Raw genomic sequence first — 12041 nt, forward strand, 5'->3', positions numbered from 1 at the left:
ACCATAGTCTACTGCATTAATTAGCTTTCCCGAGTCAGTTTCAACCCTAAGGCTGATTGAACCTAGTTACTGCTAATACCGGGTGTCTAAATACCCAGGACTGATTCAATGATCTAGTCACCTCAAAAACCACCTTGATTACCTAGTTATCCAGGATAACCATTGAGTTGGATTGTCGCCACAACCTGTCCATGATCTGATTTCCAGGGTTCTATTGATTCATCACTTAGGCTTTGGTCTACCAGATGATCGTTGAATAAGGCAACATAACTAACCCTCCCAACTTGGCGGGAGTTTTCTACAACTAATTCTTGACTCACCAAAATATGATCGAGGGTTTCATAATAACCATTATACATATAAGTATAGTAGCAGTCTCGGTAACTTTGCCTAACCTGAATATCCTTGACACTGTAAAGCCGTAACTCATCCTGGTTGTGGTTTGGTTTAAATCGGGTTTTTTTCCAAGAAATATCCCCCGCCATAATTTTGGTGGTAATGGCTAAATCACTATCGTTAAAGTCTCCTAAAAGAATAATCGGATTTTGACTGTGGCTCCAAGTCTTGAGCATAATATATCGTAAAGCCGTAGCTTCGGCGGCTCTACGCAGTAAAGACCTGACTTTTCCTTTGGCTTTTTCTACGGGGTCTTGGCTATCTACTCCTTCGGGAATTTTGGGACGCTGGGATTTTAGATGCACCACAAAAACTGTACATTGTAGGTGGTCTTGGAGTTGAATATTAACTGCTAAAACTGGTCGGGAAAAATGGTTGATGGGAATAATAGTTCCTTCTATATCTATTTGAGACTCTGGGGGGAATTTATCATATATTTGCCAGGATATAATTGGTAATTTGGAACAGAGACCTACTACGGGTTTATCCCCACGGGGATTAGTGGTAATTAAATGAGCATGATCATAGAATGGGGTGGCGGCGAGAATTTCTTGTAGTGCTTCGGGGTGGAAGATTTCTTGAAATCCGATAATGTCGGCTTGCATGGTTTCTAGCTGACGAGAAACCCAGGTCTTTTTTTGTTGGTAAAGTTCTGGGGTATATTGCCGAGTTTCGTAATAAGTTAGATTGGGTAAAACCAAGTTATATAGGTTAAATGTGCCTATTTTTACAGAGTTTTTGCGAATAATTACTGAGGATTTTACGGGATGTTTAAAGGTTAAATATTCGAGGAATATTGCCCAACTAGCGATCGCATTGTCTTCTCCCCAAGCCTGTCCCCCCGTTTCCTCGGCTAGACGATTTAACTCTTGACTTGGGCAATTATTTGGGCGGTTAATATAAATAGTGACATCATGGAGTTGACATGATGCGATCGCTTGATTAATCGCCGTTGTCAAACTGGTGGAGTTTGGCTGACATTCTGTGGGTCTACCTTCCCAGCAATAAATCACTCTCATGGCTTGTGGTCGCCATTGAAAGTCACTACAAATATCCCCAATAGTATCAATAGCCGCCATGGTATTTGGGGGGATACCGTCTTCAACCTGTAACCATTCAACACGCCAATTTTCCGATGAACTTGAAGCTACTGTAATCATCACTTCAGCAGTTTCTAAAAAATCGGCAAAGGGAGGTTCCAAATCATCAATAGCATTGATTAAAAGCACTATATCAATTGTCATCATTATTCCACCTTAGACATTCGCTGATCAAGATAATTATTAAACAGTCTAATTATCATGGTAGTGCCGACATTTTCCTGGGAGTCACATTCGAGATAACCACCATGTTGCTCAACAATAGTTTTATGAGCAATAGATAAACCCAAACCTGTGCCGCGTCCCACAGATTTAGTCGTAAAAAATGGATCAAAAATTTTCGACTGTATTTCCTGGGGTATTCCCAGACCATTATCAGCAATTTCGATTTTTACCCCCACATTACCAGACTTAGGATGATGAACAGGTAAAGTCGTGACCGTGAGGGTAGGAATAAAGTCTCTATGGACTTTGATCCGGTCTTCCAAAGCATCGATCGCATTATTTAATAAATTCAGAAATACCTGATTGATTTCACTAGCAAAGCATTCAATTTTCGGCACATCGCCCCAATTTTTAACCACTTTAATTGGGCGTTTTTTGGCGACCATATTAAAGCGACCTTGTAGCATCATGAGCGTATTTTCAATGCTTTCATTAATATTGGCTTTTTTGATTTTTGCCTCATCAAGTCTAGCAAAATTTCTCAAAGACAAAACAATCTTAGTGACTCGCTCGGCTCCCCGTTGCATGGACTCCAAAATCTGACCAAAATCTTCCTTAATAAACTCCAGATCAATTTCCTCAATCTTATCTTGAATAGCCGGATGAGTTTCGGGATAAACCTGCTGATATAATTCACACAAATCTAATAAATCGGCTAAATATTGCCGAGCCGGATTAACATTACCGTAAATAAAACTAATCGGATTGTTAATTTCATGAGCGACCCCAGCCACTAACTGTCCTAAAGATGCCATTTTTTCACTTTGGATAATTTGCGCCTGGGTACTTTTCAACTCTTGCAAAGTAGTAGAAAGCTGTTTAGCCTTACGTCGTTCTCTACCCTCGGATCTTTGGAGAGCCTCTTCCGCCTGTTTCCGTTCAGCCAGTTCCATTTGTACCTGTTCAAAGAGGCTGCATTGTTGGAGAGCGATCGCCAATTGCACGCCGATTTGTTTAAGGCTAGAAATCTCAAAGGCTTGCCACTTCCGAGTATCCCGACATTGATGAGCAATTAACAATCCCCAAAGTTTACTATTGTCTTTAGCCACATTTTTAGGTTGTAAAATCGGAATTACCAGATTAGCTTTCACCTGTAAACCTTCTAACAGTCCCACATGACAAGCAGTTAAATTAGCATTATAAATATCAGCGATCGCTCTAGTTCTACCATCTTCATACAACCGCGCATGGGAGGACTCAAAACAATCATCACGGATATCTAAACCCTGCAAAGCCATCCATTCCGCCCCCACGGACTCCACCGCAATAGAGCCAGTAAAATCGGAATTAAACTTATAAATAACAGTGCGATCGACCTGCAAGAAATAGCGGACTTCTTCCACAGCAGTTTGCAAAACTTCTTGTAAATTCAAAGATGAGCGTATCCGCTCCAACATAATACCGACAAATCGTTCCTGTAGTAACTTTTGTTGGAGAGTTTCTTCGGCACGTCGTCGCTCGGTAATATCCGTATGTACAATAATTAATCCAATGGGATTTTGTGTAGGGTCAAAAATACAATCAGCACGGACTAAATTAGGAATAATCACCCCAGAGCGAGTTTTAATACCCACTTCTCCACTCCACGATCGCAAATTTTGGAGAGAAGCCAAAATACTATTACCAACCCGGGTAGAAATATAAAGTTTAATCGGTCCGCCGATCGCATTTAATTCTTGCACAGTATAGCCGTAACTTTCAATCAAAGCGCGATTTAAATATAGTGCCTTCCCTTCCAGGTCAGTCATCACAATAGCATCACTGCTGCTATCTACCGCCGCCTTAACCCGCAATAGTTCAATTTCAGCTTGTTTGCGATCGCTAACATCTTTATAAGTCCCAGTCATCCGCAGAGGTCGTCCCTGTTCATCCCATGTAAATACCTTACCCCGATACAGCATCCATTGCCATTGTTGGGAACTATTTAGCATTCGCACTTCCACCTCATAAACATGGCGGCGACCCTTAACAGAATCATTCAAAGCCTCCACAACCCGTTTTTGATCATGGGGGTGAATTAATTGTTTCCAAGACTGAAAACTATTATCAATTTGGTGTTCATCATATCCTAACATCCGTTGCCATTGAGGGTCAAAATATACTTCTCCCGTGGAGATATTCCAATCCCATAAACCCAAAGCACTACCTTCGAGAGCCAATTCTAATTGTTCCTCACGGCTTTGTAAGGCTACCACCGCTTTTTTAAATTCAATACCCACCGCCATTTGATTAGCAATTACCGCCAAAGTTTCCAAAACTTGCTTACTCAACAACTCCCGACTAAATAAACCAATTACCCCCACACAAGCACCCTCAACAATCAACGGATACCCCACAAAATTAGTGAAACCTCGCTCGGTAATAATTGCAAAATCTTGACTCCACCCATGATGGGATAAATCTAGGCTCAAAATCGACTGTTGCTCACTGACAATTACCCCAATTGGCTGATAACCTACTTTAATATAAGCCAAATTTGCCGGGGGATTTTCTAAGCCAGAAATACCTTGTAATTCTAGTAAAGTCTTGGCGGAATTGAGAGTCCAAATACAAGCAATAGTATCATCCAAATAAGCCGACAAAGTGTTAGCACAATTAGTCAGAACTTCCGATAAACTACCGCCACGGGTCATAGCAAACCCCACCTCAGATTTGAGGGCCGTTAATTGTACGCGACGTGCTAACTCAGTCGTGGCTCGTTTTTGTTCGGTAATATCCCTAATTATGGAAATGACGGTTTGGGAGTTACCAGAGACAATGCGGGTTTCATATTGCCTCCAATCCTCCCCATTATTCGCCGGTAGTTTATATTCAATGGCTTGAATTTCTGAGGAAAATAAAGCGCGATTATGAGCATTTTGGAGATGATTACCCACTTCATTAGGCAAAATCTCTAGGATATTTCTACCTACCAATAATTCTGGTAACATCCAGTCAGAACTATCATGGGGCGGTTTCACATCAACTATTGTACCATCCCCCTGACATTGGAGAATTAAATCAGGAATGGCATTTAATAAGGCTCGGTTAGTGGCTTCGCTTTCCCGCAGAGCCGCTTCTGAACGTTTGTGGTTGGTGATATCTGTAGCCAGACAGCAAATAGCTGCCGGTTTTCCGGTATCATCTTCTAACAGAAAACGATGGGATAGGTAGGTTTTAAAAGTGTTATTAAACCGGATTTCTTCTTCCCATTGGATAGGTTTTTCACTCTCCAACAAAGCTGTATCAGCCGATTGAAAAGCTAGGGCTATATCGGGGGTAAACAAATCATAGTCAGTTTTACCAAGTACCTGGTCACGGTGCAAATTAAACCGCTTTTCATATTCTCGGTTAACTAGGAGATAGCGCCCGCTATTGTCTTTCATGTAAATTATGGCAGGAGCGTGATCGAGGATGTCTTGTAGTTGCTTTTGGCTTTGGTGTAGAGCTTTTTGGGCGATCGCTCTTTCATGAGCCTCTAAAGTTAGAGTTACCCAGTCCGCTAGGTAGGTGGCAAAGTTCTGTTGTTGCAGATCCCAATCAATCACCTCTCCCTGATTTTCTAAACACAGAACCCCGATAGTTTCCCCTCCCAAACGAATCGGAATATCTAACATAGACCTAATATCCAGAGGCTGGAGATAGGCGGCGGTAAATTCCCTAGTCCTGGGGTCATTTTGGGCATCGAATGCCACAATTCTCTCTTCCGTTTCGATGGCGGCAAAATACCTGGGATAGTCGATAGCTTCCAGTTTTATACCCTGAGAATAGCAGTTTTTTTCCTGTTCATATAACTTGACACACTCAATGCCATTATGGTATTCTGTATAAAACCAAATACTTGCTCTACTTACTTGCAAAGTTTGGGCAGCAATAGCAGTCAGGGTCTCAAATGCTTGGTCAATATCTCCGTGATAAAATTCCCAAGACCGAGCCAATTGCATTTGTGCCTGTTGTTGTTTCCTAAGAAACTGCTGTCGCTGTTTTTGGGTGTCGATCGCTGCTTGTGGTAGTGGTCGCACCATTGCCAAAAATCCCATCAATTGCCCATTTTCGTCTCTCACACCGCTGATCAACACAGACACGGGGAGGGTAGTACCATCACGGCGAATATAGGTATGTTGCTGTTCGTCAGTTTCCCCTAAAATTACTCGCTCTATCAGGGTTTGATGTAGCTGTTGTTGTTGGTCAGAGTGGCTAGTATTTCTGTGGTCTTGGTGATGAAATTCCGTCCAGTGAATATGGTCGATCGCCTCCGAGGCTGTATATCCTAGGAGGTTTTCGGCCGCGCGATTAAATGTGCAAACCATACCATTGCGATCGGTCACAATGATAGCCATATCAGCGCAATTAATAATAGCTTGCTGAAATTCAGGACTCGATGGATAAATTATCTGAGTAACCATCACAGTTTAATAGAAGTTTAACCAACTCGGCAGGTTCAAATCAAGATGCTGAACCCATAGGGTAGATGCAGGCTTTAAGGAAGTTTGCTATTAAAACTTTGTATTATCATCTAGTGTAGCCTGATTAGCCCTAAATATGGTAAAAACTAGCTGCTGTGGGACAAAACTACTCAGAAATCAACCGGAAAATCACCTCTGGTGTTAGTTGTTGTACACCATGGACTACTTGAGTCGCTCCGGCTTTTTTCAGGGTCTGGGTGTAGGATGCTATACTCTCCGTAGTCTGTTGAATATGGGGAGGTAATACACCCACACCCACCCAAGTCCGGGTGCTGTCCTGTTGTTGAGCTTTAGCCACTGTATACATATCCGCCACCGTGTCACCCACATAAATCACGGGTTTGGGGGACTCTGGGGGTTCCAATTGACCCACCACAGCCAGCAACCCCGTGGGGTCTGGTTTTCCCGGTGCGTCTTCCATAGCAATTAGGGGAATATTGGGCAGATTTAGTTTCCCCTGCAATACATATAATGCCTCATCTCGCATGGCTCCGCTAAAAAAACCCCAGGCGATCGCATGATCCGTTAACTCCTGGAAATATTCGGGGGTACACAAGAGGGGTTCACCACAAATGTAACCCGTCCAATTATCTGGGTCTGGCCCTTGATAGCAGGATTGGAAAAACGCTACAATTTCCCCATAGTCCAGGTTAATGGCATCGCGATGTTGACCCTGGCTCTCAAAATAGCGATAAATCAACTCCCTGGACGCTTCCCAGTCATTATTCCAAACCCCTTCAGATTTGAGGCGATCGATATCTGAGACCGTGGGACGATAGGATTTAGTAAACAGTTCTACCGTATCTGCGATCGCCCGACGATAGGACCCTCCCACGTCTCGAATTACCCCGTCAATATCAAAAATTACAATAGCCTTCATGTCAACCCATCAAAAATGTTACAAACAACAGATACTGCGATATAATAGAGTGTTGTGTATTTTTTGCAATTAACTCAAATTAGCCCGGAGGTGTAATTGTCAAGATTCATTCTAAAAGTTCTCTGGCTCGATGATAACGTCGCGCTGGCCGTTGACCAAGTAGTGGGAAAAGGCAGTAGTCCACTGACCTCCTACTTTTTCTGGCCACGCAAAGATGCCTGGGAAGAACTCAAAAATGAACTAGAGTCCAAGCGCTGGATCAATGATGTCGAGCGCATTGAGTTACTCAATAAAGCTACCGAAGTCATCAACTACTGGCAAGAGGAAGGCAGACGGCGGCCCCTTGGCGAAGCCCAATCCAAATTCCCGGAAGTGATTTTCACCGGAAGCAGTTGATAGCGCGCGACAGTTATTAACATTATAGCGAGTTTGAGCCTACAGCATTCGGTTGTAGGCTTTTGCTCTCTTGGTAACATTGTATATACTTTTTTTTGAGCGATCGCCTAAGCTAAACTGGAAACATCGAGCGCTAGGATAACTAATGAATAGCATCGCTGAATCCACCCAATACACAAATGAACAGACTCTCGCCTGGATGAGAGGCTTACTGGCCTTAGCTTGGGCCGACGGTCAGTTCCAAGAAGAAGAGCAGGAATTAATTGCCAGCATCACCCATGATATCCTCGCAACAGATATCGATGTTAACACCCTCGAACCCATTTCCCCCCAGGAATTAGCAGAAGTCCTAGGAAAAAACACAATTCTCGCCGAGAACTTCCTACGAACCGCCGTCATGGTCGCCCTGGCTGATGGCATTTATTCAGTCTGTGAAGATGATCTTCTCCACCAGTTTTGTCAAGCCTTGGGTTTAGAGGTTAAAGCCTTAGACTCCCTCAGACACACCTTAGAAGATTTATCAGAAGGTTACTGCAAAGAGCCCAAACAGCCATCACATCACCACCATCATATAGATGTTTTAGCTCCCGTCAAGCATTGGCTAGATGACTGGCAATTACATGATCCCAAAGTAGCCAAATTTATTTGTAAAATGGTTCCTCCTCAGTGTCCCTTTGAACGGGATATTAAGCTCTTTGGTCACAAAATTGTTCATATCCCCCCCATGTGCAAGATTAACCCCCTCTATGAGCAATTAGTCGGCTTACGCTTTCGGGCTTTATCTTATCTGGCTGATGAGTGTCACGAGGATATCTCCAAGTATTGTTAGCTAATGACCAGAGGCAATTATTTTCCGCTGTCAGTTGTTGATGATTGCCTCATCCTGACTCCCCAACCAAAACCACATTTAAACCCACCCCTTTATGTATTATAATGTAGGGGCGGGTTCTCCTGTGAATTTATATTCCACACCGGAAGATGAATAAACCCGCCTTCTGGAGAGACAGGGAGAGGGGGTTATTTAGTGGTTTTAAGAGTGGCTTTTTGCCATTGGCGGACAGAATTAATGATATAAATATCCTCCGATTTTTGGAGGGTTTCTATATCAATAATAGCCTCTTTTATCTTACCCTGTTTGAGTAAGCTACCCCGAAAAGTTCCGGGAAGTAAACCACTGGTTACTGGGGGGGTAAGCCAATCATCATTGATTTTAATGATCAGATTAGCAATCGTAGTTTCTGTAACCTCTCCCCGTTCATTCCATAAAATCACATCATCACAGTCGGGACGGGAATTACGGGCGGTTTCATAGATGCTGCGGTTGGTGGTTTTGTGATATAAAAAAGGGTTTTGGGAATTAATGGGGGTGGGAGATAAACCTAAATAAATCTGTCGGTTAGGTGGGGATTTCTCAATGGCAGAAATTTCGCAATTTAGAACACCCTGGCGGTCTACTAATAACCTAACTCGATAGGGAATTGACCAGGATTTACTTATATCTATTAATTGTTGATTGATGTGTTCTACGGATAACGGAATCCCAAAATAAATGGCTGAATCGGATAACCTTTTTAGGTGGTCTTCCCGGAGAAAAAATCCTGCTTCTGGTGTCCAAAGCATGGTTTCTAATAGGGAAAAATCAGAGCTATTATTGAGGCTCAGAAACTTGGCTTTGGTTTGACATTCTTGGTATTCATCCTGGCTGTCAGAATCCCAAAGAATACCGCCACCCACGCCATACTCGGCTTGATGATTTTGGCGGTCAATGATAACTGTACGAATGGCTACGTTAAACTGGGTTCTATAATTATTGGGGGTATTTTCGGGTTCGATAAAGCCAATGGTGCCAGTATAAAGGTGGCGGGGAGTTGTTTCTAACTGGCGAATTAACTGCATGGTTCTGGGTTTGGGTGCGCCTGTAATGGAAGCACAGGGGAATAAAGCGGCGATAATTTCTGATGGTAAAGCCTGGGTTTTTGCGGTTACTGTGGAGGTCATTTGCCACAGGGTTGGGTATTTTTCGACTGTAAATAATTGGGGAACTTGGACGGTTTTAATATCGCCAATGCGGCTAATATCATTGCGGATCATATCCACAATCATGACGTTCTCGGCGCGGTTTTTGGGGGAATTTTGCAGCCCTTGGGCTATGGCATTATCTTCGGTTAAAGTGCAACCACGGGGGGCGGTTCCTTTCATGGGACGGGCGACGAGTTGACGGTCAGAGAGTTGGAAAAATAGTTCCGGGGAAGCAGAACAAATGGTAAAGCGATCGCCACATTCGATATATGCTGCATAGTCGGCTTGTTGCGATCGCACTAATTGCCAAAACCAAGCCAAAGCATCCCCAGAAAACTCCGTCCGTAGGCGAAAAGTATAATTGACCTGATAGGTTTCCCCCCTAGCAATATAACCTCGAATTTGCTTAATAGCCTCCTGATATTCAGTGGGGGTGACAGAAGATAACCACTCACCCACAGTATAATCTGATGGGGAACAGAGGCGGGGTGGGGTGATAATTTGTGGTTGTTCATATAGCCCAAACCAGAGCAAAGGAAACTCATCTGGGGGATAGGTAGTCAAAGCCGAATCCCAAGCGCTAGAGGCTTCATAACTGATAAAACCCGCCGCCCATAAATGCTGTTGTTGGAGGCTTTGGTTAACCTGTTCTAAGCCAGGAATCACCTGTTCGAGGCGATCGCAATTAACAATATAGCAGGGATTTTCAAATAGTAACCACTGCTGATTTTTCGCATCATGGATGATTACTCTGTTCATAGTCCACTCAACTAACTTCATCCTCCAAAAGCGATCGCAAAGCCTCCTTCATTTCCGCTATAGAAGTCGTAGCCGTCCCAAACTGACGCACCACCAAACTAGCCGCCAAATTACCCAAAACCGCCGCCTCCCAAAAACTCGCCCCCACAGATAAAGCCAAAGTTAAAGCCGCCACCACAGTATCTCCCGCCCCCGTCACATCAAAAACATCCAAAACATTAAACGGAGGAACATGGCTAACTTGTAGCGTGTGATTTTCCCCCCATTCAAAAAGACTCATCCCCTCCTCACCCCTAGTAATTAGCACCCGTTTCGCCTTAGTCAAATTCAGTAAATCACTCCCCGCACGTCTGAGACTCTCTTCATTAGCGATCGCATATCCTACCGCCTTTTCCGCTTCCGGAACATTAGGAGTAAACAACATCGCCCCCTGATAGCGTTGTAAATCAACTTGAGCATCCACCACCGAAAACCCATGACCCAAAGCCGCACCAATAACCGGGGAAGTTAACACCCCATCCCCATAGTCCGAACAAACCACCCCATCAACATTATCTCTGTGTTGTTCGATATATTCAGCCAACCGCAATTGAAGTTCTAAGCTGGGTAAATCATCCGATTTGCGATCGACCCGGACAATTTGCTGAGTCACCGACTGGCGTGCGTGTCCAGAAATCCTAGTTTTAGTCACCGTAGGGCGGTCTGGGTCTGTCAGAATACCCGTCGTATCAATTCCCGCCTCCCGAAAAATCCCTTTGAGAGTCTCCCCCTGGTCATCCTTTCCCACCAACCCAGCCACCGACACCGCAGCCCCCAACTTAGCCAAATTGTAAACCGCATTAGCTCCCCCTCCTGGGATTTGTTGAGTAACTTCATGGCGCAGAATTAGCACTGGTGCTTCCCGCGACAGCCTCTCCACCTGACCAGTCAGAAACTCATCCAGAGTCAGATCCCCCACCACCAAAACTCGCACCCTGGAAAAATTATCCAAGTGTTTCATGAGGGTATCCGCCGCCGCCTCAAGCTGATTAAAAAACGAAGATTCTAGGGTCATCATCAACAGTTACTCACCCCTACTTGACTTTTTTGAGTACAAAAGCCTTGATTTGAGCCACCTGTTTTTTCAGGGCGATCATTTCCCTCTGCATAGCGACAATTTTCTGTTCTAAAGCCTTAATCTTAGCCGCGTCCGCCCCCGTTGTCACCGCCGCCGGAGGAGGGGCTGTCTCTTTAGCCGGTGCAGGTGGGGGAACCACTTTCAGAGGTTGGCGAGGTTTCTTAGCCTTTTCAAAAGCCGACTTGATCGCATCTACCAATTGTCCTTTCTCAAAAGGCTTTTCGATAAACTCAAAATACTCGAAGGGTTCAGCAATTTTCTCCGTCACTTCCTCTTTTCGACCCGACATCAACACCAGAGGGATTTTCCTAAGTTCTTCACTAGCTTGGATTTGCTGAAAAACCTCCCATCCGCTGAGTTTGGGTAACAGGAAATCCAGCATAATCAGGTTGGGGTGTTCTTGGCGCACTAGGTCTATGCCTTCCTTCCCGTCTTTGGCTTCTAGCACATCAAAGTTACCCTGGGGTAACATCTCCCGAACTTTGACCCGAATTACCTTACTATCATCAATAACTATAATTTTCCGACCTGCCACGGCTTACTCCCCCGGTGATGAATACATAATCTGAATATTGGTGCAGTATTTAACCTTCTCAAATCTGTTCATAGATTAACAAAACCGAGAATAGTATGGTATCACCAACAATGGTCAAGGATGCTGTCATAAAAGCTAATCCTTATCAAGAATTAGCGCTAATTTACCT

The 12041-nt window shown here is 44.0% G+C and carries 8 protein-coding genes; 2 read left to right on the forward strand and 6 right to left on the reverse strand.

All coding sequences use genetic code 11. The annotated features are described in order from the left end of the window. Positions 1-146: 146 nt before the first annotated feature. From N39L_RS13790 to N39L_RS13800, 3 genes are all read right to left on the reverse strand, one after another. Complete coding sequence (locus tag N39L_RS13790) at positions 147-1643, reverse strand: endonuclease/exonuclease/phosphatase family protein (RefSeq protein ID WP_043468286.1); 1497 nt, start codon at positions 1641-1643, stop codon at positions 147-149. Continuing rightward, the gene (locus N39L_RS13795) at positions 1643-6106 is read right to left on the reverse strand and encodes a PAS domain S-box protein (protein ID WP_014275506.1); all 4464 of its coding nucleotides are present in this window, start codon (positions 6104-6106) and stop codon (positions 1643-1645) included. Before N39L_RS13795 ends, N39L_RS13790 begins: the two co-directional genes overlap by 1 nt. Positions 6107-6272: 166 nt before the next feature. Next, on the reverse strand, positions 6273-7046 hold the full coding sequence (locus tag N39L_RS13800) for a TIGR01548 family HAD-type hydrolase (protein WP_006619076.1): 774 nt from the start codon (positions 7044-7046) through the stop codon (positions 6273-6275). A gap of 96 nt (positions 7047-7142) precedes the next feature. Here N39L_RS13800 and N39L_RS13805 point away from each other — a divergent pair, with 96 nt between their 5' ends. Next, positions 7143-7442, forward strand: coding sequence for a 30S ribosomal protein PSRP-3 (locus N39L_RS13805; protein ID WP_006619075.1), 300 nt, complete (start codon positions 7143-7145; stop codon positions 7440-7442). Positions 7443-7587: 145 nt separating this feature from the next. After that, a complete protein-coding gene (locus tag N39L_RS13810) occupies positions 7588-8271 on the forward strand; it encodes a Mo-dependent nitrogenase C-terminal domain-containing protein (protein ID WP_006619074.1) in 684 nt (227 codons plus the stop codon). Between the two features lie 188 nt (positions 8272-8459). On the opposite strand, the gene pabB is transcribed toward N39L_RS13810, so the two are convergent. The 3 genes from pabB to N39L_RS13825 are packed head-to-tail and all read right to left on the reverse strand — an operon-like array spanning position 8460 to position 11872. Further along, complete coding sequence (pabB, locus tag N39L_RS13815) at positions 8460-10220, reverse strand: aminodeoxychorismate synthase component I (protein ID WP_035736399.1); 1761 nt, start codon at positions 10218-10220, stop codon at positions 8460-8462. Between the two features lie 7 nt (positions 10221-10227). Next, positions 10228-11274: a bifunctional heptose 7-phosphate kinase/heptose 1-phosphate adenyltransferase gene (locus N39L_RS13820; RefSeq protein WP_043469024.1), complete on the reverse strand. Its 1047-nt coding sequence runs from the start codon at positions 11272-11274 to the stop codon at positions 10228-10230. A gap of 19 nt (positions 11275-11293) precedes the next feature. After that, a complete protein-coding gene (locus N39L_RS13825) occupies positions 11294-11872 on the reverse strand; it encodes a response regulator (protein ID WP_006619071.1) in 579 nt (192 codons plus the stop codon). Positions 11873-12041 lie beyond the last annotated feature (169 nt).

This window comes from Limnospira platensis NIES-39 (assembly GCF_026000695.1).
GTDB lineage: Bacteria > Cyanobacteriota > Cyanobacteriia > Cyanobacteriales > Microcoleaceae > Limnospira > Limnospira platensis.

Bases quoted from the DNA above. Each gene is read 5' to 3' on its own strand.
- N39L_RS13790 (WP_043468286.1), bottom strand. From the start codon at position 1,643: ATGATGACAATTGATATAGTGCTTTTAATCAATGCTATTGATGATTTG.
- N39L_RS13795 (WP_014275506.1), bottom strand. From the start codon at position 6,106: ATGGTTACTCAGATAATTTATCCATCGAGTCCTGAATTTCAGCAAGCT.
- N39L_RS13820 (WP_043469024.1), bottom strand. From the start codon at position 11,274: ATGACCCTAGAATCTTCGTTTTTTAATCAGCTTGAGGCGGCGGCGGAT.
- N39L_RS13810 (WP_006619074.1), top strand. From the start codon at position 7,588: ATGAATAGCATCGCTGAATCCACCCAATACACAAATGAACAGACTCTC.
- N39L_RS13800 (WP_006619076.1), bottom strand. From the start codon at position 7,046: ATGAAGGCTATTGTAATTTTTGATATTGACGGGGTAATTCGAGACGTG.
- pabB (WP_035736399.1), bottom strand. From the start codon at position 10,220: ATGAACAGAGTAATCATCCATGATGCGAAAAATCAGCAGTGGTTACTA.